This window comes from Leucobacter edaphi (genome assembly GCF_016522535.1).
Lineage (GTDB): Bacteria > Actinomycetota > Actinomycetes > Actinomycetales > Microbacteriaceae > Leucobacter > Leucobacter edaphi.
Genome location: NZ_JAEHOI010000002.1, coordinates 613,954 through 636,413 on the forward strand (window position 1 = coordinate 613,954; position 22,460 = coordinate 636,413).

Genomic DNA, 22,460 nt, shown 5'->3' on the forward strand with positions numbered 1-22,460 from the left:
TCGGCCCGAGGGCACGGATTGAGGAGAATTCCAGGATGACGAACGAAGAGCGAACCGCAGATCAGGTCGAGCTCCATGCACCGGACGCGATCGACATCGACGAGACGAAGTCGGCGCCGAAGGACCGCGAGACCGCCGGCCCGTTCGACGCGAGCGAGGTCCCGTCGATGCGCCCCTACGTCGATCTCGGCGGCATCAAGGTCGCTCCCCGCGAGGGCCTGCAGCTGCGCCTCGAGGTCGACGAGCGCGCGAACCGGGTCCTCGCCGTCTCGCTCGAGTACCAGGGTTCGCTCCTGCAGGTGCAGGCGTTCTCCGCCCCGAAGACCACGGGCCTGTGGAACCGAGTGCGCGCGGAGATCGCCCAGCAGATGGGCGCGCAGGGCGCGCAGGTCACCGAGGAGTCCGGCGAGCTCGGCCCCGAGCTGCTCGTGGAGAACCCGTCCGCCGGCGAACAGGGCGGCGCCCAGGTCGCGCGCTTCATCGCGGTGGATGGCCCCCGCTGGATGCTGCGCGGCGTGATCATGGGCCTCGCGGCGCAGGACGCCGAGGCGCGCGGCCGCCTGCTCGAGCTCTTCCGTGAGCTCGTCGTCGTCCGCGGCGATTCCCCGATGCCCCCGAGCGAGCTGCTCCCGCTCAAGGTCCCCGCGGGCGCGCAGCCGGGCGAGGGCGCCCAGCAGGCGTGAGCACGACCGACCCGACGCCGGGCGAGGACGCCTTCGAGCACGGGGATCGCGCTGAATCGCGTGCTTCCCGGAACTCGACGCCGCTCCAGCCCCCGGCTCCCGAGGACACGAGCGGCGGCGAGCCGGCCGGACGCGAGGACGGAAGCGGTGCCGCCCGCGCTGGCGTGCCGCTCGGCGGTTCCCTCGGCCGCACGGTGCAGTCCGGTCTCGCTGGCGAGGCGATCACCTCGCGCGGCGTCCTCGACGCGATCGGCGGCTGGCGCGGCATCGTCGAGACCCTCGTGCCCGGCGTCCTCTTCCTGGTGATCTTCACGTTCACCCGGGACGCGAAGGTTGCGGCGATCGCCCCGGCCGCGCTCGCCGTGATCGCGATCGTGATCCGGCTCCTCAGGAAGGAGACGCTGACCTCCGCGCTCTCCGGCGCGATCGGCGTCGGCTTCGCCGTCGCAGCCACCCTGCTCACGGGCAAGGGGGAGGACTATTACCTCCCGGGCTTCCTGACGAACGCGGCCTGGATTCTCGGGCTCGGAGTCTCGCTGCTCATCGGCTGGCCGATCCTCGGATTCGCGCTCGGCGCGTTCCGCGGCGACCTCACCGGGTGGCGGAAGGATCGCGCGCTGAAACGCGCCGCGACGTGGGTCACCCTGCTCTGGCTCGCCATGTTCGCTGCGCGACTCGCCGTGCAGCTCCCGCTCTATCTCGCCGCGAAGAACGGCGCCGATGCGATGGCCACCGACGCGCTCGGGGTGGCCCGGCTCGTGATGGGAATCCCGCTCTTCGCACTCGTGGTGGTGTTCACGTGGATGGTGCTCGGGCGCCTCGCGGGATCATCTGATGATTCGGAAGCGGAATCCGAGGCGACACAAGGGGAAAACCCCCGCTCGGCCTGAACGACGGCGCTGCTTTTTCGGTGTAGAATTATCTCGACATCGAGAGATTTGGAGGAGTCTCATGGCAGCCGTCAACAGCTTCGACGCGCAGAGCACCCTCGCCGTCGGCGAGAAGGAATACGACATCTACCGGATTGACCGGGTTCCCGGTCACGAGCGGCTGCCCTACAGCCTGAAGGTGCTCCTCGAGAACCTGCTCCGCACCGAGGATGGCGCGAACGTCACGAAGGCCCACATCGAGGCCCTCGGGAACTGGGATCCGAACGCGGAGCCCGACACCGAGATCCAGTTCACGCCCGCGCGCGTGATCATGCAGGACTTCACCGGCGTCCCCTGCATCGTCGACCTCGCCACCATGCGCGAGGCCGTCACCGATCTGGGCGGAAACCCGGACCGCATCAACCCGCTCGCTCCCGCCGAGCTCGTGATCGACCACTCGGTCATCTCCGACGTCTACGGCCGCGCCGACGCCTTCGCGAAGAACGTCGAGATCGAGTACCAGCGCAACGGCGAGCGCTACCAGTTCCTCCGCTGGGGCCAGGGCGCCTTCGACGACTTCAAGGTCGTTCCGCCCGGGACCGGCATCGTGCACCAGGTCAACATCGAGTACCTGGCCCGCGTGACCTTCACGCGCGACGTCGACGGCCGCACGCTCGCATACCCGGACACCTGCGTCGGCACCGACTCGCACACCACCATGGAGAACGGCCTCGGCGTGCTCGGCTGGGGCGTCGGCGGCATCGAGGCCGAGGCCGCCATGCTCGGCCAGCCCATCTCCATGCTGATCCCGCGCGTCGTCGGCTTCAAGCTCTCGGGCCAGATCCCCGCGGGCGTGACCGCGACCGACGTGGTGCTCACCATCACGCAGATGCTGCGCAAGCACGGCGTCGTCGGCAAGTTCGTGGAGTTCTACGGCGAGGGCGTCGGCTCGGTGCCGCTCGCCAACCGCGCCACGATCGGCAACATGAGCCCCGAGTTCGGCTCGACGGCCGCGATGTTCCCGGTCGACGACGTCACGCTCGACTACATGCGCCTCACCGGCCGCCCCGAGGAGCAGATCGAGCTCGTCAAGGCGTACACGCAGGCCCAGGGCATGTGGCATGATCCGTCGCGCGAGCCGGAGTTCAGCGAGTACCTCGAGCTCGACCTGAGCACGGTCGTCTCCTCGATCGCCGGCCCGAAGCGTCCCCAGGACCGCATCGAGCTGACCGCGGCGAAGACGCAGTTCGAGACCGACCTCAAGAACTACGCCGAGGCGGCGAACCCCGCCAAGGTGAAGGATCAGGCCGGCAACGAGTTCGAGCTCGATCACGGCGCGGTCACCCTCGCCTCGATCACCTCGTGCACGAACACCTCGAACCCCTCGGTCATGCTCGCCGCTGGCGTGCTCGCCCGCAACGCGGTCGAGAAGGGCCTGAAGGCGAAGCCGTGGGTCAAGACCACGCTCGCGCCGGGTTCGAAGGTCGTCACCGACTACTACGAGAAGTCCGGCCTCCGCGACGACCTCGAGGCGCTCGGCTTCTTCCTCGTCGGCTACGGCTGCATGACCTGCATCGGCAACTCGGGCCCGCTGAACGAGGAGATCTCGGCGGCGGTCAACGAGAACGATCTCGCCGTCACCGCGGTGCTCTCGGGCAACCGCAACTTCGAGGGCCGCATCAACCCGGACATCAAGATGAACTACCTCGCGAGCCCGCCGCTCGTCGTCGCGTACTCGCTTGCCGGCACGATGGACTTCGACTTCGAGAACGAGGCACTCGGCACCGACTCCGAGGGCAACGACGTGTTCCTGCGCGACATCTGGCCCGACCCGGTCGAGGTCCAGAAGATCGCGGACGCGTCGATCGACTCCGACATGTTCAACTCGAAGTACGCCACCGTCTTCGACGGCGACGAGCACTGGACCTCGCTGCCGACCCCGGCCGGCGAGACCTTCGCGTGGGACGAGAAGTCGACCTACGTGCGCAAGGCGCCCTACTTCGACGGCATGAAGCTCGAGCCCGAGCCCGTCACCGACATCGCGGGTGCACGCGTCCTCGCGAAGCTCGGCGACTCGGTCACGACGGACCACATCAGCCCCGCTGGTAGCTTCCGCGCGGAGACCCCGGCCGGCCAGTACCTGGTCGCGAACGGGATCTCGCCGAAGGACTTCAACACCTACGGCTCGCGCCGTGGCAACCACGAGGTCATGATCCGCGGCACCTTCGCGAACATCCGCCTCCGCAACCAGCTCCTCGACAACGTCGAGGGCGGGTTCACGCGCGACTTCACGCAGGCCGACGGTCCGCAGTCGACGATCTACGACGCCTCGCAGAACTACCAGGCCGCTGGCATTCCGCTCGTCGTCCTCGGCGGCAAGGAGTACGGCTCCGGCTCGTCGCGCGACTGGGCTGCAAAGGGCACGCGCCTCCTCGGCGTCCGCGCCGTCATCGCCGAGAGCTTCGAGCGCATCCACCGCTCGAACCTGATCGGCATGGGCGTCCTCCCGCTGCAGTTCCCGGTCGGCGAGAGCGCCGACTCGCTGGGCCTCGACGGCACCGAGACGTTCGCGATCTCGGGCGTCACGGAGCTCAACGAGGGCCGCACCCCGAAGACCGTGAAGGTCCGCGCCGAGAAGTCTGACGGCAACGTCGTCGAATTCGACGCGGTGGTCCGCATCGACACCCCGGGTGAGGCCGACTACTACCGCAACGGCGGCATTCTGCAGTACGTGCTGCGCTCGCTCGTCTAGCCAGCGGAGCGAAGCGAGGGGTCCGGGCGCGATGCGTCCGGGCCCCTCCTCGCGTCTGCGGCCAGGCTCAGAATCCCGGCCGGATCGGGATGTCCACCCACTGCACGGCCGCGCCGCGCGCCTGTGAGACGAGCGCGATCGTCTGCGTGAGCTGGCCAAAGATCGTGAGTTCCATGGGCACCGGGTCGGGGAATGCAAACCGTATCTCTCAGCCGTCCCGGACCTCCACGACCGGGTGATCCTGGCCTGCAACGTGAGCGTCAGCCCAACAGTTGCGTTCGTGCGCGCCCCAGTGCAAATGGTGAGCTTCGCTCGGGTGACGTGGGTGCGGGAGCAGAATTTTTCCGCCCGATCCGGATAGGCGAAGGATGTGAACACCCCGTCGGAGCGGAAGACTGGCCCGAGCGAGCTCAGCCGACTATCCACGTTTGCGCTTTCGGCGTCCGCGATCAGCAGTACCCGACCCGCGCGGGAAGCGCGCGCCGCGGTCAGTGTCCAAGATGCGCCGTGGTGTTCCCAGGTCACTGCCTTCTCGGGGCAGGTGGTCAACACCGCGTGCAGGATCGCGTCGACGTGCGAGGTAGGGTGCATGAATGTCATGTGCCGGCCCCCACGAAGCCGGGCTCGCGGGAGAGGCGAAGCTCCGCGATCGACTCGAGGATGTCGCCCATCACCCGATGCGTGCCGGACTTGCGGAGGGCGACTTCCTGCGCGAGGTCAGGGGACCAGCGGGACGCCAGCTCTGTGATGCTTGACACGTCGATGTTGCGGTAGCCGAGTACCTCGTCGTTCAGGCTCGGCATGGGTTCGTGCGGGCAGTTGGGGACCGGGTTGATCGAGTTGCCGGCGAAAGCCGGGCGCTCGTCTCCGCACACCTGCCGGACATGCTGGATGATCTCGGCCTCTGCGGGCGCCATCTCGTGGCCCGTGCCGAGCAGGAGGAGGCCCTCGTCCGGCCTCAGTCCCGTTGTTTCGGTGTCGGCCCAGAACATCACCCCGGTGATCGTCATGTCGCCCCTTCTCGGTTTCCGGCGACTTCGGCCGTCACCAAGAGCTCTACGGCGCGCGCAGCAGGACCGATCACGACGGTGAGACAGGAGCGGTGTCACCATTCGGACGCTTGCCCGGGGACGCCCCGATCACCCACGAGTGGCAGATCGATGCGAATCACACATGCCCGGCTGAGATACACCATCTACAACGGCAGGGAGAACAGCCTGCGCGTTCTACGATCGGACCGTTCAATTGGCGGAGAGCGGGAAAGGGTCCGTTCCTTTCGGCAACCAGATTGTTTGCTGGTTGCCAATTCGGATTGGAGAGTGAGAGGCGCAAATACGAGGTGACCTGCGAGTGCTCGCATTGTTCAGACTGCACGCTCGTGAGGCCCTTCGCCGCGGCCCAGATGGGCTGCTCCAATTGCCGTGCCTGGCGCATTGTTCCCAGTCCGCACCCCTGCATACATTGAGCTTGCGTGACGACACTTCCACTGCGGAGGAAGGCAATCTCATGAAAAACAAACTCATCATCACCGCCGCGATTGGGCTCGCGCTCCTCACCCTTGGCTATGTTGCCGGCCTGATCGATTCGAATTTCATCGTTCTCACGGTTCCCACCCAAGGACTTGACCTCAAGAGATACATCCTCCAGTTCTTTGCCACTCCAATCGCGGTGCTGGGCGCTTGCATGCTCGGCACTTCGCTGGTTGCGCTGATCGCCCGCGAAAATGACGTGGAATCGACGGGCGTCCGGCCCCACACAGAGGAATGAATCGCACCGCGCCACCAGTAGACGAAACGATGGGCCCACCCATTTCGAAAATGAAAGGAAGCTCAGCAATCCCTCGTAGTTGGAGGGCTGCGCACTCGGAGCTGTCGGTTTCGCCCAGATTCTCGAGAACCGGACCAAGGGAAAAATCCCAGGCCCGACTCAAGCCATCCGTAGATGCAGTGTCGGAGGTACGCAAGCTGGCTCCCCAATTCCGAACTCGCGCTCAGCCTGCTGGGCATCGATCGGGATTGCCAACGTGAAGCTACGACTCAAGTGCACCGCTTTCTATACCTGAGAGGCCGAGATCATGAGCAAGACGTCATTGAGCAAACTGAAGTTTCTGGCGTTCGCTGCAGCAGGATTTCTGGCCACTGGGGCTGTGGCGGGCACGCTCGGGGCAACGGTGATCGCAAACAATTCGACACCGGCGCACTCCCACGAACAACTCCCGAAATATCTCCATGGGAACGAGCTCGGAGACGGGGGACTCCTCGCCGAGAGCATCACCCTCGTTGGGAAGACAGGGACCTACGAGTTCTGGAGAGGGAAAGACCGTGGGGGCAACGTCTGCGCGGTGGTGGGCAATCCCAGCTCCCAACACAGCGTGTTCAACTGCGTTCGTGAAGAAGACTTCAAGGTCCACGGCGCCGCAGGGACGTTCGTGATGCCAAACGACGGAGTTGAACGTCCGGTCGCCTACCTACTGGCCCCGCCCGATACCGACGCTGCGGCATTGCAAACGATCGGGTTTGAGTCAGTTGGCGCCGACGGGTTCCTTCACTTTGCCCCAGGGAGCGTGATCGAAGCGCGCTTTGACGACATGAACAGCCACGGCGGGCACGTGCAGATTCTCCCGCCTGCACCGTTAGTCGAGGCGGACTACATCAACTGACCGCATCCGCACACTACCGATAGTCCGGCCATTCGTCGGTTCGCTGCTCATCGACCCGGAGAAGCGCTCGCGATTCGCCCACGGATCGACCTTCTCGGGGTCTCCCTCGTCAGGCACGAGCTCCGAGCAGAGGAGTGCCGGGTCAGCGGCCGAGCTCTGTGGTGAGGTGCGCGTGTATCGCCTCTGCTGCAACCTGTTCCTCAGGGGCCATTTCAAGGTGGCCGATCTCATAGCGCGGGACGGGGAGGCTCAGCACGACCGCCCTCGACGCAGCGTCCGTACAGGACGAGCCGAAGACTTCGCCAATCTGAGTACATGTGAGTTCCGCGAGCACGGCTGACGCGCCCGCGAAGTCTGAGTCGTCCCGCCGTGGAGTACCGCCGACGTGCACGTCATCGACCTGTCCGAACAGCGGGCATGAATCACACGGCGCTCAGCTCATGAGCGATGAGGCTGTTCGGGTCCACGAAGCCCTGTCCGTCCTACCGCACGGTGCGGCTTCACCTTGAGATATCTGACGCGCAGCTTGTCATTCACCGGGGTCCGGCTGAGCGGTCAGGGCCGGCCCCACCGAGAACGTCGATGATCCACCCGCGCAGCTCTTCGAAACCATCCCCTTCCACGAGACCAGGGCTGAACTCGCTCTATAGAACTGAACTCGTTCGAAACCTGGACCCTTGACAATCGTCAACTGGCTCGAGAGCGCGACCGCCGCAAGGGTCGACGGGTGGAACGGGGGCCGACTCCATGGCGTGCCCGATTGGCGGCCACCCGCGAAAGTCGAGAAAGCTTACAGGTCAGCGTGCCAAGCGGTACTCGACCTGCCTGAAACAGACGAAAAGAGCCTCCACCGAACCCACCACTTGACAGAGGGGTTCGGACGCGATGCGGCCGAACCCCTCCATGTTTCTCCTGTGGTATTCAGGTTCCCGGCAGGATCGAGACGTCCACCCACTGCACGCTCACCCCGCGCGCCTGTGCGACGAGCGCGATCGTCTGCGTGAGCTGGTCAAAGATCGTGAGTTCCATGGGCAATGGATAGGCGTTGGCCGGGTGATAGACGCCAGCCGCCCGACACCCGGCGCCGACGCCCGGCGCCGACGCCTTCGGCGGCGCGCGTCGCCGAGCAGTCGCCGCCGCAGGCTAGTCTGAGATTGAGCAGTCTGATCGAAGTCCCCCCACAGTCGGAAGCCAGCCATGAGAATCCTCGTCGTCGAAGATGACACCCGCGTCGCGGCGGCGCTCGGCGCGTATCTGCGACAGGCGGGCTACACGACGGTGCACGCCTACGACGGCGCGACCGCGATCGACCTGGTGGGGCCGGATACCGAGGCGGTGATCCTGGATCTCGGGCTTCCGGATATGGACGGAATCGACGTGTGCCGTCGCCTTCGCGGGAAGACGGGCGTGCCGATCATCATCGCGACGGCGCGGAGCAACGTCGAGGAGCGGATTCGCGGGCTCCACGCCGGCGCCGACGACTTCGTGGTGAAGCCGTTCGATGTGCGCGAACTCGTGGCCCGCATCGAGGCCGTGACTCGGCGCGCCCGGGCGCAACCGCTGGTGTCCGGTGATCATGCCGGCGTCGAAATCGACGGCGTGCGGATCGACCTGGGCAAGCGAGAGGTCACCGTCCAGGGTGCGGTTGTGGAGCTCACGCCCAAGGAGTACGACATTCTCGCCGTTCTGGCGAGATATCCCGGGGTCGTGACGCCGCGGGAGCGGATCATCCGCGAGGTGTGGGGGACCGACTGGACGGGCTTCCGGCGCTCCCTCGAGGTGCATATCGCCTCGATCAGGAGGAAACTCGGGGGAGCGACCCGGCTTGAGACCGTGCGCGGCGTCGGGTATCGCTTGAGCGGCGGTTCCTAGGTGCGTCGCCGGCTCATCGTGGTCTTCCTGGTCCCCATGACGCTCGTACTCCTGCTCCTCGGCGCCGCGTACGGGTGGACGCTGGCGCGGGCCACGCAGCAGCAGGCGATCTCCCAGCAACTCGGGGACGTCGGGTTCTTTCTCACGGGCGCGCGCCAGGCCCTGCGCGCTGAGGAGCCGAGCCTGATCCAGAACGAGCTCCGTCGGTACGCGGAACTCTACGACGCGGACGCCGCCGTCTACGACCGGAGCGGCGCCCTGTGGGCGAGCAGCGGCGTCCAACCGGGGAAGCTCGGCGAGGATCGCGGGCCCCTGATCCAGCTCGCGCTCGACGGGCGCAGGAGCGAACCCGCGGACGGCCTGTTGACCTGGGCGTCCTCCGACAGCACGGTGGTCGAGCCCGTCGTCGACGACGGCACCGTGATCGGCGCGGTCGTGGTGGTCAACGGAACGAGCACCGCGCGCACGACGGTGCTCGCCCAGTGGGCTGGCCTCACCGGTTTCGGCGCTGTGGTGGTCGTGGCGCTCGTGTGGGCGGTGTTCCGGCTCGCGAGCTGGGTGCTCCGCCCGCTCCACCATGTCGACGAGGCGATGGCTGCGATCGAGGCCGGCGAGATGGACGCCAGGATCGCCGATGACACGGGACCGCCGGAGGTGCGGCGCATGGTGCGTCTCTTCAACCAGATGGCCGCCGAGCTCGAACGGGTGGTGTCCCGCCAGCAGGAGTTCGTCATGAACGCGTCGCACGAGTTGCGCAATCCACTCGGTGCGCTCCTCCTCAGGGTGGAGACCCTCGCCACCGGGCTCGACCAGAGCTGGGACTCCGACGTCGAGCAGGTGCGAGAGGAGGGACGGCGAATGACCCAGATCCTCGACACCCTCCTGCGCCTCGCGCGTGGAGGCAAGACGAACTCGGTATTCGTGGTGTGCGACCTGGGGGAGCTCGCGAGCGAGCGCATCGAGGCCTGGTCACAGCGCGCCGCTGAACAGGGGATCTCGCTCCGGCAGGGGCCCTCGCCGACGGTCCTTGCCGCGACCGACCGGATCGCGGTGCAGAGCGCGCTCGACGTCCTCATCGACAACGCCCTCAAATTCGCGCCAGCGGGAACCGCGGTCGAGATCACGCTCTACGAGGACGACGCCCTCGTGCTCCTGACCGTGCGGGATCACGGCCCGGGGCTCCCACCGGAGGAGATCGAGCAGGCGAGTAACCGCTTCTGGCGAAGTTCGCGCGATCAGCAGCTCCCGGGATCGGGACTCGGCCTCGCGATCGCATCGGATCTCATGACGGAGCTCGGCGGCGAGCTCCTCATCTCCGCGCCGGCTGGCGGCGGCCTCGAGGTCACCCTCGTGTTCCCGGGACGTGCAGCATGATGCGGCGGAACGGGCGGGTCAGTGGCGTGGCGCGCGCCGCGCGGCTGCTCGTCGCCGCGCTCTGCTCGCTGCTGCTCCTCACGAGCTGCAGCGGCCCCCTCGCCGGTGATGCTGGGGAGTACACGATCGCCGGCGGGGGAACGCACGGCATCTATTACGCCTACGCGAGCGAGATCTCCACGCAGCTCCGGGAGGGCGGACTCGACATCACGGTCACGAGCACCGCCGGATCCCTCGACAATCTGCGGCGTGTTGCCGACGGGAGGGCGCTGCTCGGTTTCGCCCAGGCTGACGCCGCGGCGGACGCGGTGGCGGGCACGGGTGCGTTCTCGAAGCCGGAACCGATCCGCGCGGTCGCTCGGGTGTACGACGAGTACGTGCACGTCCTCGTCCCTGAGAGCTCCAGCATCACGGGCCTCGGGGACCTTCGAGGAAAGCGGGTATCGATCGGCGACGAAAACTCCGGCGTCCGGGTGGTCGCGACGCGCGCGCTCGCGGCCGCCGGTCTCTCGGAGGGCGATTTCACCCCGGTCTCGCTCGGGCTCGACGATTCGGTCACCGCCATGCAGAACGGCGAGATCGACGCCATCTTCTGGGTCGGGGGGATCCCCACGCCCGGCATCGAGCGACTCGCGGTCACAACGCCCCTCCGGCTGCTGCCCATCCCCGCCGACGTGGTCGAGACCATGAACTCGGAGCACAACGGCGTCTACCGCATGTCGGATGTTCCCGAGGGGAGCTATGGCACGCACTCCTCGATCCAGACCATGACGATTCCGAACTACCTGATCGTGTCGGCGGGAGCCCCCGATGCGCTCGTCAGCGAGGTGGTGGCGACGATCTTCGCGGCACGTCCTGCGATGTCGAAGCGCGTCCCCGTTGCCGCGCTCCTGGATCGGCGCCAGGCGATCTTCACGGCACCGGTGCCGCTGCATCCCGGGGCGGAGGATTATTACACCTCGCACCGGCTCTAGATTCTCAGGCATTCACACCCAACACTCAAGAAACCCTCAAGAGGCGTGATCTCGCGAGCGGCCTTCATTAGCGTGAGGGCATCGGTTCGAAGAGGAAGCGATCACCTCGTTCCTCTGAGCCGTTCGTGACACGTGTGTTGGCAGTGCGGCTCCCGCGATGCCGGCCCAGAGCCGAAGGTGGAACAGAGATGAGTTCGAGCGAACCCCTGGTCGTCGTCGAGAACCTGCAAAAGCACTACGGAGATTTCCAAGCGCTGACCGACATCGACCTCACCGTGAAGCGCGGTGAGGTGGTGGTGATCGTCGGCCCGTCCGGATCCGGAAAGTCGACGCTCTGCCGTTCGATCAACCGGCTGGAGACGATCACGAGCGGCTCGATCCGCATCGACGGCGAGGAGCTCCCGTACGAGGGCAAGGCCCTCGCGCAGCTCCGCGCGGAGGTGGGCATGGTGTTCCAGTCCTTCAACCTCTTCGCACACCTCACGATCCTCGAGAACGTCACGCTCGGGCCGATCAAGGTTCGTGGCCTCTCGAAGGCCGACGCAGAGGCGGAGGCCATGGAGCTGCTCCGTCGCGTCGGCGTCGACAAGCAGGCTTCGAAGCTGCCGGCCCAGCTCTCCGGCGGCCAGCAGCAGCGCGTGGCGATCGCCCGCGCGCTCGCGATGCAGCCGAAGGTCATGCTCTTCGACGAGCCGACCAGCGCCCTCGACCCCGAGATGATCAACGAGGTCCTCGACGTCATGGTGGGGCTCGCCAAGGCGGGCATGACCATGATCGTCGTCACCCACGAGATGGGCTTCGCGCGGAAGGCGGCCGATCGTGTCGTCTTCATGGCCGACGGACGCATCGTCGAGGAGGGCACGCCCGACGAGTTCTTCACCCAGCCGAAGTCGGACCGGGCCAAGGACTTCCTCTCCAAGCTCATCACCAAGTAGCCGGCTCTCATCAGGCCGGACCACCCCACTGAAAGGAACGCATCATGCGAATGAAAAAGGCACTCGTCGTGATCGGCGCCCTCGCTGCGGCAACGCTGACACTCTCCGCCTGCAACAGCGGATCGCCCGGAAAGACCGATGCACCCGCTGCGGAGAAAGCGTGGAAGGTCGCTGAGAACGTTTCGCTCGACGGCAGCCCCACCTTCGACAAGATGAAGGAGCGCGGCAAGGTCGTCGTCGGCGTCAAGGAAGACCAGCCGAACCTCGGTTACCTGGACAACACGACGAAGAAGCGGAGCGGCTTCGATATCGATATCGCCCGCTGGATCGCCGCCGATCTCGGCTTCGACGAGGACAAGATCGACTTCCGTCCGATCGCCTCAGCGAACCGCGAACAGGCCATCGTCAACGGCGACATCGACTACTACGTCGGCACCTACTCGATCAACGACAAGCGCAAGCAGGAGATCGATTTCGCCGGCCCGTACTTCATCACCGGCCAGGGGCTCCTCGTGCGCACGGACGAGAAGGACTTCCAGAGCATCGACGAGCTCGAGGGCAAGACGGTCTGCTCGGCGACGGGATCGACGCCGATCCAGAACATCAAGGCGAACTACCCGAAGGTGAAGACGCAGGAGTTCGACCTGTACTCGGCCTGCGTCGAGAACCTCGTCAACGGTCAGGTCGACGCCGTGACCACCGACCAGGCGATTCTCATCGGCTACGCGGCGCAGCAGCCGGACAAGCTCAAGGTGACGACCGGCCCGCTGTTCTCCGAGGAGAAGTACGGGGTCGGCCTGCCGAAGGGCGACGACGTGCTCCGCAAGCACATCAACGACATGTTCACCAATGGCGGAGACACCTGGAAGGCGATCTTCAAGAACAACCTCGGCGAGTCGGGCATCACGGTCGATCAGCCGGCGGTCGACGCCTACTAAGCGGTGACGTGCGGGGCGAAGCGATTCGCCCCGCACGCACCCGTCCAACAGGAGAGTGAAGCATGGACGTCATTTTCGGCAACCTCGATCTCTGGAAAACAGCGATCGGGAACACGCTGCTCGTCTTCGTGCTCGGGGGCCTCATCGCCCTCGTCCTCGGCGTGGTGGTCGGCGCGATGCGCGTGTCGCCCGTGCCCATTGCCCGCGCCGTCGGCACCGCGTACGTGAACATCATCCGGAACACGCCACTCACGCTGGTGTTCTTCTTCTTCGTGCTCGGATATCCGGCGCTGGGACTGCCCCGGCTGTCGCCGGTCGTGCTCGGCGTGCTCGCCATCGGCATCTACACGGCGACCTACGTCGCTGAGGTCCTGCGGGCCGGCATCAACACGGTCCCGGTGGGGCAGGCTGAAGCCGCTCGCGCGATCGGGCTGCCCTTCACCCAGGTCATGAGCCAGGTGGTGCTGCCGCAGGCGTTCCGCTCCGTCGTCCCGCCGATGATGAGCGTGTTCATCGCGCTCCTCAAGAACACGACCGTCGCCGCGGGCTTCTCGATCGCCGAGCTCGGCGCGCTGCGCGCCGCGGTGAACGACTCAGGCGATCGCCCCGGCAGCCCCATGGAAGTGCTGCTCTGGGTGGCCCTCGTCTTCGTCGTCCTCGTGTTCATTCTCAGCGCGATCCAGCGCACCCTCGAAAACAAGTGGAGGATCGTGCGATGACTACCTCAGTTCTGTACGACGTTCCCGGCCCGAAGGCCATTGCCCGGAACCGGGTCCTCGCCGTGGTCACGATCGTGGCCGTGGTCCTGGTCCTCGGTTTCATCGGGTACCGGCTGGCGCTGTCCGGCCAGTTCTCGGGCACCAAGTGGGGCATCTTCACCTACACCGCGATCTGGGAGCAGATCCTGGAGGCGCTGCTGAAGACCCTCGCGGCCTTCGGTCTCGCCGCGGTGCTCAGTCTCGCGCTCGGCTTCATCCTCGCGATCGGCCGCGTCTCCGACCACGCCTGGGTGCGCGGACCCGTGTTCGCGATCACCGAGCTGCTCCGCGCGGTTCCCGTGCTCGTCATGATGATGCTGCTGTACTACGGCCTGCCCTCGATCGGGATCCGGATGGAGCCCTACTGGGCCGTGGTCATCGCGCTCGTCGCCTACAACGGCTCGGTGCTCGCCGAGGCGCTTCGGGCTGGCATCGAATCCCTGCCGCGGGGCCAGAAGGAGGCCGGCTACGCGATCGGGCTGCGCAAGAGCGGCGTGATGCGACTCATCCTGCTGCCGCAGGCGATCCGAGCCATGTTGCCGGTGATCGTGTCGCAGCTCGTCGTCACGATGAAGGACACCGCGCTCGGCTTCATCATCACCTATCCCGAGCTCCTGTACCTCGCGAAGCAGCTGTCGAGCAACGTCGAGTTCGATCGCCCGCTGCTCCAGTCGGCGTTCGTGATCGGCGGCATCTACGTGGTCCTGTGCATGCTGCTCTCGTGGCTGGCGAAGGTGCTCGATCAGCGCACGAGCCGCTCCCCGAAGGTCGTCGATCGCGGCCACACCGAGACGGGCACCCTGCTCGTGCAGGCCGATGATCCGCGCCTCCACACGGAGGGGACGGTCACCGAGGTGATCTCGGTGCAGCAGGACAAGCCCGAGAGATAGGCGAGCACCGTTTCGCTGAGTTGCAGTCCCAGGTGTACGCGGTAACCGAGAGGGGTGGTGTCGGATGATGTCCTTCACCGCCCCTCTCGCATTCCTGCCCGAGGGCCTCGACGGGGGTGGCCTGCTCGCGCTGCTGCTCGCGGCGTTCGCCGCGGGCTGGGTCGACGCCGTCGTTGGCGGCGGCGGGTTGCTCCAGCTCCCCGCCCTGCTGCTCGTTCCGGGGATGACCCCGTTGCAGGCGCTCGCGACCAACAAGCTCGCCTCCTCGTTCGGGAGCGCGACGAGCAGCATCAGCTACTACCGGAGCGTCCGGCCGAACCTGAGGTCCGCTCTTCCGATGGCCGGTGTGGCGCTCCTCTCGGCGGTCGGCGGGGCATCGCTCGCCGCCTTCATCCCGGCCGAGGTGTTCAAGCCCGTGATCCTCGTCGCCCTCGTGGGCGTCGCGGCGCTCACGGTGTTCAAGCCCTCGCTGGGCACCGTGACGAAGCACCATCCCGCCGGCACGAAGCGCGCCGCGTGGGCGTTCGTCGCCGGCGCGGGGATCGGCTTCTACGACGGGCTGCTCGGCCCGGGGACGGGCACCTTCCTCGTGCTCGCGCTCGTCACCGTGCTCGGATACGACTTCCTGATGGCGAGTGCGAACGCGAAGATCGTGAACTTCGCGACGAACGTCGGCTCGCTCATCCTGTTCATCCCGCTCGGGGCCGTGATCTGGCCCCTCGGAGTGCTCATGGGGCTCGCGAACGTGCTCGGCAGCTTCATCGGCTCGCGCATGGCGGTCGCGAAGGGCGCGAGGTTCGTGCGCGTCATCTTCCTGATCGTGGTCGCGGCGCTCATCGCGAAGCTCGGGGCCGATATCTGGTTCGGCGCGCAGCGCTGATCGCCCCGCCCCGGCCCCGAGTGTCGCGACCGGACTCGCGGGGACCGGCCCGGCCCGCTTTCGCGGTCCGCCGGGGGAGCGCAGTAGACTGTGGGGATGCTTCGGCGGCACGATACCGGAGCCGAAATCGGAGGTTGACGGGTGACGATCCTGGATCGAATCGAAGGTCCCAGGGACCTCGATGCCCTGAGCGCCGATGAGTGCGCGATGCTCGCGGCGGAGATCCGGGAGTTCCTGATCTCCGAGGTTGCCAAGACGGGCGGGCATCTCGGGCCGAACCTTGGCGTGGTCGAGCTCACGATCGCGCTGCACCGCGTGTTCGATTCGCCCCGCGACCCGATCGTGTTCGATACGGGCCACCAGAGCTACGTCCACAAGCTCCTGACCGGGAGAAAAGACTTTTCGATGCTGCGGCAGCGCGGCGGCCTCGCCGGCTACCCGCAGCGAGCCGAGTCCGAGCACGACATCGTCGAGAGCTCGCACGCCTCGAGCAGCCTGAGCTGGGCGGACGGCATCTCGCGCGCCTTCAACCGCACCGGGCAGCCCGATCGCCACGTCGTCGCGGTCGTCGGCGACGGCGCGCTCACGGGCGGCATGACGTGGGAAGCGCTCAACAACATCACCGACGACAACGATCGCAACCTCGTGATCGTGGTGAACGACAACGGCCGGTCCTACGCTCCCACGATCGGCGGCATGGCCCGCTTCCTCAACGGCGTGCGCTCGAAGGGCACGTACCGCGACCTGCAGGAGGGGAGCGAGAAGCTCTTCTCCCGGCTCGGACACCCCGGTCGCACCATTTATCGGGGCGCGCGCGGCGCGCTCCACGGCTTCCTGAGCCGCGCAAGCAACAACGACCACCTGTACTCGAACCTCGACATCAAGTACCTCGGCCCCGTCGACGGTCATGATCTCCCCGCGCTGCAGGAGGTGCTGCAGCAGGCGAAGGACTACGGCCGTCCCACGCTCGTCCACGTCATCACGGAGAAGGGCCGCGGCTACGCGCCCGCCGAGAACGACATCGCCGATCAGTTCCACTCGGTCGGCCAGATCGACCCCGAGAGCGGCGAGCCGATTTCGAACGGCGTCGGCAAGAGCTGGACGTCGATCTTCCGCGAGCGCATTGTCGAGCTCGCCGATGAGAACGATCGGCTGGTCGCGATCACCGCGGCGATGCTCGCGCCCACGGGTCTCGATCTCCTCGCCGAGCGCCACCCGCGTCGCGTCTACGACGTTGGCATCGCCGAGCAGCACGCGGTCACGACCGCAGCCGGGCTCGCCTACGGCGGCCTGCACCCCGTCGTCGCGATTTACGCGACGTTCATGAACCGCGCCTTCGATCAGCTCCTCCTCGACGTCGCCCTGCACCGCGCCGGCGTCACCTTCGTGCTCGATCGCGCGGGGATCACCGGCCCTGACGGCCCGAGCCACAACGGCGTGTGGGACCTCGCGACGCTGCAGATTGTGCCCGGGATCAGGATCGCCGCCCCGCGTGACGAGGCCACGCTGCGCGAGCTTCTGGCCGAGGCGACCGCGGTCGAGGACGGTCCGACCGTGATCCGCTACCCGAAGGGTCCCGCGGGGGAGGCGCTTCCCGCGCTCCGCCGCACGGCGGACGGCGTCGATGTCCTCCGCGAGGACGCCGCGACCGACGGTACCCGGGAGGCCGACGTGCTCTTCGTCACGGTTGGCCCGATGAGCCGGATCGCGCTCGACGCCGCGGCTCTCCTCGAGGAGCGGGGCATCACCTCGACCGTCGTCGACCCCCGGTGGGTGGTGCCCGTCGCCGAGTCCGTGATCGATCTGGCCCGCGGCCACAGGCTCCTCATCAGCATCGAGGACGGGATCCGCGTTGGCGGCGTCGGAACGCGCATCCGGCAGGCGCTGCGCGACGCGGGCGTGGACACTGCCGTGAGCGAGCTCGGCACGCCGGACGAGTTCCCCGAGCACGCCTCGCGCTCCCAGTTGCTCGCCGATGCCGGCCTGACCGCCGAGCAGATCGCCGCCGACGTGGCCGAGCAGGTGCAGGGCACGAGGATCCCGATCGCGCGTCCCGCGGGGGAGTCTGGCCCACAGACCGGCCCGCAGCTCGCCGCTGCAGCGGAGCCGCGGGAGAGCGACGAGCGCTCCGCGGATCACCCCGCGGCCTGAGCGTCCAGCAGGGCCCCTGAGCCCACGAATTCGGCCCCGATAGCGAGCGCTACCGGGGCCGAAGTTCGCGGATCCGCGAGCTAGCGGACGCCGCCGATCAGGGGATCGTGGAACGTCGCGCCGAACACGCGCTCGCTCGCACCCACCCGATCGAGGTACGGGGTCGCCCCGCCGGCCTGGAACGGCCAGCCGGCGCCCAGGATGAGGCACAGGTCGATGTCCTCGGCAGCGTGCACCACGTCCTCGTCGAGCATGATCTTGATCTCGCCGGCGAGCTCGTCCTCGACGCGGCGGAGGATCTCCTCCTCCGTCACGGCCGTGGAGCCCAGCTTCAGCGCCTTCTTCGCGGCCTTCGAGAGGTCCTCGACCTTACCGATCTTCGACTTCACGAGCGGCGACTCGATCTCCGCCAGCTTGTGCAGGTTCTCCGAGGCGTAGAAGCGCTCGGGGAACGCGGCGACCATCGTGTCCTGCACGTGCGCCGCGACCTTCCAGCCGACGAGATCGATGAGCTCGAACGGACCCATCGGGAGGCCGATCGGGGCCAGCGCGCGCTCCACGACGGGGAGCGGGGTGCCCTCATCGAGTGCGCGGGCGGCCTCGCCCATGACCTTGGCGAGCAGCCGGTTCACGACGAAGCCCGGACGATCGGCCGTGATGACGGCGCTCTTGCCGAGGCGGCGCGCCGTGACCATGGCGGTCGAGAGCGTCTCGTCGTCGGTCGACGGCGTCTTCACGACCTCGATCAGCGGCATGACCGCGACCGGGTTGAAGAAGTGGAAGCCCACGAGGCGCTCGGGGTGCGCGAGGTTCGCGCCGATCTCCTCGACGGAGAGCGACGAGGTGTTCGTCGCGAGCACCGCGGTCTCGGAGATGATCGGCTCGATCTCGGCGAACACGGCCTGCTTGACGGAGAGTTCCTCGAAGACGGCCTCGATCACCCAGTCGCAGTCGGCGTACAGGCTCTTGTCCGTGGTACCGCTCACGAGGGCCTTCACCTGGTTCGCGTCGTCCGCGGACAGGCGGCCCTTCTCCTGCATCTTGTCGATCTCGCCGCGAATGTACTCGAGGCCCTTGTCGACTCTGGCCTGGTCGAGGTCCGTGATGAGCACCGGCACGCGCAGCTTGCGCGCGAAGAGCAGCGCGAACTGGCTCGCCATCAGGCCGGCGCCGATGACGCCGACCTTGTTGACGGGCTTCGCGAGCGCCTTGTCGGGCGCGCCGGCCGGGCGCTTGGCGCGCTTCTGCACGAGGTCGAAGGCGTAGATCGAGGCCGCGAACTGGTCGCCGGAGATGAGCTCGGCGAGGGCGTCGTCCTCGCGCTCGAAGCCGCGCTCGCGATCATTGTCCTTTGCCGCGCTGAGCAGGTCGAGCGCCACGTACGGCGACTTCGCCGCGGTGCCGATCCGTGCGCGGAGGGTGTCGCGGGCGATCTTGATCGCTGCCGGCCACTTGGTGAGGCGCTCGAGCTTGCCCGGCACGTTCGGTCGATCCACCTTGGTCTTGCCTGCGATCACGCCGTCGGCCCAGAGGATCGACTGCTCGAGGAACGAGGCGGGGCCGAACATCTGGTCGAACAGGCCGAGCTCGAACGCCTGCGCGGGCTTGAGCAAGCGGTTGTTCTTGAGCGGGTTCGAGACGACGACCTCGATGGCCTTCTCGATCCCGATCAGGTTCGGCACGATCGTCGCGCCGCCCCAGCCGGGGATGATGCCGAGGAAGACCTCGGGGAAGGCGAGCGCGGCGGCCGAGGAATCGAGCGTGCGGTAGTCGCTGTTGAGCGCGATCTCCATGGCGCCGCCCAGGGCGAGGCCGTTGACGAACGCGAACGACGGGACGCCGAGCTTCCCGAGCTTGCCGAGCACGAAGTGCCCGAGCTGCGCCATGAGCCTGGCGTTCTCCTTCGTGGCGAGCGTCGAGACCTTCGAGAGGTCAGCGCCAGCGGCGAAGATGAACGGCTTGCCCGTGACGGCGACGCCCTGGATCTCCCCGCGCGCCGCGCGCTCCTTCTGCTCGTCGAGCACCTTGCCGAACGCGTCGAGCGTGCGCGGGCCGAGCGTGTTGGGGCGCGTGTGGTCGCGACCGTTGTCGAGCGTGATCAGGGCGAGCGTACCGCCCGATGGGAGGGCGACGTCGCGGACGAAGCTCTCGGTGATGACCTCGTCCGCGGACGCCTCGAGGATCGGCGTGAAGTCGATGGTGCTGTAGTCGGTCATGGCTTACTTGCCCTTCTTGCCGTCGAAGTGGGGGTTCTCCCAGATGGCGGTACCGCCCTGGCCGAGGCCGACGCACATGGCGGTGACGCCGTAGCGCACGTCGGGACGCTGCTCGAACTGGCGAGCGAGCTGGATCATGAGGCGCACGCCGGACGCGGCGAGCGGGTGACCGAGCGCGATCGCGCCGCCCCACGGGTTGACCCTGGGGTCGTCGTCGGCGATCCCGAAGTGATCCGTGAACGAGAGCACCTGCACGGCGAACGCCTCGTTGAGCTCGAACAGTCCGATGTCGGAGATCGAGAGCCCGGCGCGCTTGAGCGCCTTCTCGGTCGAGGGGACCGGGCCGAGGCCCATGACCTCGGGCTCGACGCCAGCGAAGCCGAAGCCGACGAGGCGCATCTTGGCGGTGAGGCCGAGCTGCTTCGCCGTGTCCGCCCCGGCCATGAACGACATGGTCGCGCCGTCGGTGAGCGGCGATGCGTTGCCAGCGGTCACGCGGCCGTGGGGCCGGAACGGGGTCTTGAGCTCGGCCAGCGCCTCCATCGTGGTGCCGGGCCGGCGGCCCTCGTCCTCGGTGGCGAGGCCCCAGCCGGAAGCGCTGCGCGTCGCGACGGGGATCAGGTCGGCCTGGATGTCACCGCGGTCGTAGGCGGCCTGCACCTTGTGCTGGCTCAGCATTCCGAAGCGGTCGGCGCGCTCCTTCGTGAGCGCGGGGAAACGGTCGTGCAGGCGCTCGGCGGTGATGCCCATGTTGAGGGCGTCGGGGCTGACGAGCTTCTCCGCGACGAAGCGCGGGTTCGGATCGGCGTCGAGGCCGATCGGGTGGCGTCCCATGTGCTCCACGCCGCCCGCGACAGCGATGTCGTACTGGCCGGAGCCGATCGCCGCGCCCATGAACGACGCGACGGTGAGCGCGCCGGCGCACATGCGGTCGAGGGCGAAGCCCGGGACCGTCACGGGGATGCCCGCGAGCATCGACACGGTGCGACCGAGTGTCAGGCCCTGGTCGCCCTGCTGCGTCGTCGCGGCGACACCCACGTCGTCGATCTTGTCGAGGGGGAGCGAGGGGTTGCGTTCGATCAGCCCCTGCAGCGCCTTGACCGCCAGGTCATCGGCGCGCGTTCCCGCGTACATGCCCTTCTCACCGGCGCGTCCGAACGGGGTGCGCACCCCATCTACGAACACGACGTCTCTCATTGCGGCCACTTCGCCTCCATCAGGTATGTGAACTGCGTCAGTGCCCATCATAGAGACGGAGTCTCAAAGGGAACAGAGGAAGTGCCGGTCCGCCGGAATTTCGCGCTGAGACGGAGTCTCAGTTATGCGAGGTCTACAAATGCGGCCGCGATGATTGGTGCGGTAATGCCAACCTGCCACTCGCGCGCACCGAGCTCCGTGAGACGCAGTGCTACCGCCTCGGCCGTCGCCGGCGAGGGCGGCTGCCAGGCGAGCCGGCGCAGGTACTCAGGGGTCAGCAGATTCTCGATCGGCATGCCCTGCCGCTCGGCCTCGGCCTCGACTCCCGCGCGCGCCGCCTGCAACCGCTCGGCCGCCTCGGGATGACGCTGCGCCCATCCGCGGTGGTGGGGGATCGAGTCCGGATCCCTGGGCTTCGGCCCGGGCAGATCGTCGGTCGTCTTCCCCCGCATGATCGCCTCCCACCACAGGTCGATCTCGCTGCGGCTCGCGCGCCCCCGGAACGTCTTCAGCGAAGCGAGCTCGCCCTTCGAGCGAGGATTCGCGGCAGCAGCCGCCACGAGCGAGGCGTCGGGGACGAGACGGCCAGGCGCGACGTCACGGGCGCGGGCGAGCGCATCGCGGGCGATCCACAGCTCGCGGGCGAGGGCGAGGGCTCGCGGGGACTTCAGCACGTTCCCCCCGGACAGCCGCCGCCACGGTTCACCCGACTTCTGCCGCATCGGTCGCGTGCGCACCGATTCGAACTCCTGGAGCGCGAACTCGGTTTTGCCCTGCTCCTCGAGGTTCTGGGCGACCGCGTCGCGGAGGTCGGGGAGGAGCGCAACGTCGAGCGCCGCGTACTCCAGCCACGACTCGGGAAGCGGCCGCTCCGACCAGTCGGCAGCGGAGTGCGCCTTGTCGAGATGAATGCCGAGCAGCTGCTCCACGATGGAGCCGAGGCCAACGCGCTCGAGCCCGAGCAGGCGGGAGGCGAGCTCGGTGTCGAAGAGCCGCATCGGATGGAGGCCAAGATCGTCCAGGCACGGGATGTCCTGGGTGGCGGCGTGGAGAATCCACTCTTCCTCGCCGATCGCAGCAGAGATGGGGGAGAAATCGCTGATCGTGGTCGGATCGAAGAGGAAGGTTCCCGAGCTGCGCCGGTACAGCTGCACGAGGTAGGCCTCGTTGCCGTAGCGGAAACCGCTCGCGCGCTCGGCATCGACGCCGACGGGGCCGTGACCCGCCGAGAGCGCTTCGGCGGCGACGAGGACCTGGTCATCGCTCGTCACCATGGTCCAGTTCGTCTCGAGATCCGACTGCTCAACCACGT

General features: G+C 67.4%; 18 protein-coding genes. 14 read left to right on the forward strand and 4 right to left on the reverse strand.

The annotated features are described in order from the left end of the window. Window positions 1-35: 35 nt before the first annotated feature. The 3 genes from JD292_RS04160 to acnA all read left to right on the forward strand — a co-directional run bounded on the left by JD292_RS04160 (window position 36) and on the right by acnA (window position 4,304). Window positions 36-683 (forward strand): DUF3710 domain-containing protein, encoded by a 648-nt coding sequence (locus JD292_RS04160; RefSeq protein WP_200131442.1) that lies wholly within the window; start codon window positions 36-38, stop codon window positions 681-683. Further along, on the forward strand, window positions 680-1,573 hold the full coding sequence (locus JD292_RS04165) for a DUF3159 domain-containing protein (RefSeq protein ID WP_200131443.1): 894 nt from the start codon (window positions 680-682) through the stop codon (window positions 1,571-1,573). Before JD292_RS04160 ends, JD292_RS04165 begins: the two co-directional genes overlap by 4 nt. A gap of 61 nt (window positions 1,574-1,634) precedes the next feature. Then, window positions 1,635-4,304 carry an aconitate hydratase AcnA gene (gene acnA, locus JD292_RS04170; protein ID WP_200131444.1) on the forward strand — a complete coding sequence of 890 codons (2,670 nt, stop codon included), beginning with the start codon at window positions 1,635-1,637 and terminating at the stop codon, window positions 4,302-4,304. Between the two features lie 596 nt (window positions 4,305-4,900). Here acnA and JD292_RS04175 read toward each other — a convergent pair. Further along, on the reverse strand, window positions 4,901-5,314 hold the full coding sequence (locus tag JD292_RS04175; RefSeq protein WP_233613276.1) for an exonuclease domain-containing protein: 414 nt from the start codon (window positions 5,312-5,314) through the stop codon (window positions 4,901-4,903). A gap of 496 nt (window positions 5,315-5,810) precedes the next feature. Here JD292_RS04175 and JD292_RS04180 point away from each other — a divergent pair, with 496 nt between their 5' ends. The 11 genes from JD292_RS04180 (at window position 5,811) to dxs (ending at window position 17,735) form a co-directional block, all read left to right on the forward strand. Next, window positions 5,811-6,071 carry a hypothetical protein gene (locus JD292_RS04180; protein ID WP_200131446.1) on the forward strand — a complete coding sequence of 87 codons (261 nt, stop codon included), beginning with the start codon at window positions 5,811-5,813 and terminating at the stop codon, window positions 6,069-6,071. A 307-nt stretch (window positions 6,072-6,378) separates the two neighbouring features. Further along, on the forward strand, window positions 6,379-6,963 hold the full coding sequence (locus JD292_RS04185; RefSeq protein WP_200131447.1) for a hypothetical protein: 585 nt from the start codon (window positions 6,379-6,381) through the stop codon (window positions 6,961-6,963). Between the two features lie 1,197 nt (window positions 6,964-8,160). Beyond that, the gene (locus JD292_RS04190) at window positions 8,161-8,835 is read left to right on the forward strand and encodes a response regulator transcription factor (protein WP_200131448.1); all 675 of its coding nucleotides are present in this window, start codon (window positions 8,161-8,163) and stop codon (window positions 8,833-8,835) included. Next, complete coding sequence (locus tag JD292_RS04195; RefSeq protein WP_200131449.1) at window positions 8,836-10,209, forward strand: sensor histidine kinase; 1,374 nt, start codon at window positions 8,836-8,838, stop codon at window positions 10,207-10,209. It abuts the gene before it with no gap. 26 nt (window positions 10,210-10,235) lie between these two features. After that, window positions 10,236-11,183, forward strand: a complete 948-nt coding sequence (locus tag JD292_RS04200) for a TAXI family TRAP transporter solute-binding subunit (RefSeq protein WP_369411141.1) — start codon at window positions 10,236-10,238, stop codon at window positions 11,181-11,183. A gap of 188 nt (window positions 11,184-11,371) precedes the next feature. Next, entirely contained in the window at window positions 11,372-12,118 is a 747-nt protein-coding gene (locus JD292_RS04205) for an amino acid ABC transporter ATP-binding protein (RefSeq protein WP_439649262.1), read from the forward strand. 44 nt (window positions 12,119-12,162) lie between these two features. After that, complete coding sequence (locus JD292_RS04210; RefSeq protein WP_200131450.1) at window positions 12,163-13,056, forward strand: glutamate ABC transporter substrate-binding protein; 894 nt, start codon at window positions 12,163-12,165, stop codon at window positions 13,054-13,056. A 62-nt stretch (window positions 13,057-13,118) separates the two neighbouring features. Beyond that, on the forward strand, window positions 13,119-13,775 hold the full coding sequence (locus JD292_RS04215; protein ID WP_200131451.1) for an amino acid ABC transporter permease: 657 nt from the start codon (window positions 13,119-13,121) through the stop codon (window positions 13,773-13,775). Further along, window positions 13,772-14,704 carry an amino acid ABC transporter permease gene (locus JD292_RS04220; RefSeq protein WP_200131452.1) on the forward strand — a complete coding sequence of 311 codons (933 nt, stop codon included), beginning with the start codon at window positions 13,772-13,774 and terminating at the stop codon, window positions 14,702-14,704. The genes JD292_RS04215 and JD292_RS04220 overlap by 4 nt, the downstream gene beginning before the upstream one ends. Window positions 14,705-14,768: 64 nt before the next feature. After that, window positions 14,769-15,584, forward strand: a complete 816-nt coding sequence (locus tag JD292_RS04225) for a TSUP family transporter (protein ID WP_200131453.1) — start codon at window positions 14,769-14,771, stop codon at window positions 15,582-15,584. Between the two features lie 141 nt (window positions 15,585-15,725). After that, window positions 15,726-17,735, forward strand: coding sequence for a 1-deoxy-D-xylulose-5-phosphate synthase (gene dxs, locus JD292_RS04230; protein ID WP_200131454.1), 2,010 nt, complete (start codon window positions 15,726-15,728; stop codon window positions 17,733-17,735). Window positions 17,736-17,815: 80 nt separating this feature from the next. Here dxs and JD292_RS04235 read toward each other — a convergent pair whose 3' ends face one another. The 3 genes from JD292_RS04235 to JD292_RS04245 form a co-directional block, all read right to left on the reverse strand. Beyond that, window positions 17,816-19,951, reverse strand: a complete 2,136-nt coding sequence (locus JD292_RS04235; protein WP_200131455.1) for a 3-hydroxyacyl-CoA dehydrogenase NAD-binding domain-containing protein — start codon at window positions 19,949-19,951, stop codon at window positions 17,816-17,818. Between the two features lie 3 nt (window positions 19,952-19,954). Then, window positions 19,955-21,157 carry a thiolase family protein gene (locus tag JD292_RS04240; protein ID WP_200131456.1) on the reverse strand — a complete coding sequence of 401 codons (1,203 nt, stop codon included), beginning with the start codon at window positions 21,155-21,157 and terminating at the stop codon, window positions 19,955-19,957. A gap of 113 nt (window positions 21,158-21,270) precedes the next feature. Next, window positions 21,271-22,422, reverse strand: coding sequence for an HRDC domain-containing protein (locus JD292_RS04245; protein ID WP_200131574.1), 1,152 nt, complete (start codon window positions 22,420-22,422; stop codon window positions 21,271-21,273). Window positions 22,423-22,460: the final 38 nt, after the last annotated feature.

Excerpts from the sequence above, each read along its gene's own strand:
- JD292_RS04160 (WP_200131442.1), top strand. The coding sequence starts at position 36 with ATGACGAACGAAGAGCGAACCGCAGATCAGGTCGAGCTCCATGCACCG.
- acnA (WP_200131444.1), top strand. The coding sequence starts at position 1,635 with ATGGCAGCCGTCAACAGCTTCGACGCGCAGAGCACCCTCGCCGTCGGC.
- JD292_RS04175 (WP_233613276.1), bottom strand. The coding sequence starts at position 5,314 with ATGACGATCACCGGGGTGATGTTCTGGGCCGACACCGAAACAACGGGA.
- JD292_RS04180 (WP_200131446.1), top strand. The coding sequence starts at position 5,811 with ATGAAAAACAAACTCATCATCACCGCCGCGATTGGGCTCGCGCTCCTC.
- JD292_RS04185 (WP_200131447.1), top strand. The coding sequence starts at position 6,379 with ATGAGCAAGACGTCATTGAGCAAACTGAAGTTTCTGGCGTTCGCTGCA.
- JD292_RS04190 (WP_200131448.1), top strand. The coding sequence starts at position 8,161 with ATGAGAATCCTCGTCGTCGAAGATGACACCCGCGTCGCGGCGGCGCTC.
- JD292_RS04205 (WP_439649262.1), top strand. The coding sequence starts at position 11,372 with ATGAGTTCGAGCGAACCCCTGGTCGTCGTCGAGAACCTGCAAAAGCAC.
- JD292_RS04210 (WP_200131450.1), top strand. The coding sequence starts at position 12,163 with ATGCGAATGAAAAAGGCACTCGTCGTGATCGGCGCCCTCGCTGCGGCA.
- JD292_RS04215 (WP_200131451.1), top strand. The coding sequence starts at position 13,119 with ATGGACGTCATTTTCGGCAACCTCGATCTCTGGAAAACAGCGATCGGG.
- JD292_RS04220 (WP_200131452.1), top strand. The coding sequence starts at position 13,772 with ATGACTACCTCAGTTCTGTACGACGTTCCCGGCCCGAAGGCCATTGCC.
- JD292_RS04225 (WP_200131453.1), top strand. The coding sequence starts at position 14,769 with ATGATGTCCTTCACCGCCCCTCTCGCATTCCTGCCCGAGGGCCTCGAC.
- JD292_RS04235 (WP_200131455.1), bottom strand. The coding sequence starts at position 19,951 with ATGACCGACTACAGCACCATCGACTTCACGCCGATCCTCGAGGCGTCC.
- JD292_RS04245 (WP_200131574.1), bottom strand. The coding sequence starts at position 22,422 with ATGGTGACGAGCGATGACCAGGTCCTCGTCGCCGCCGAAGCGCTCTCG.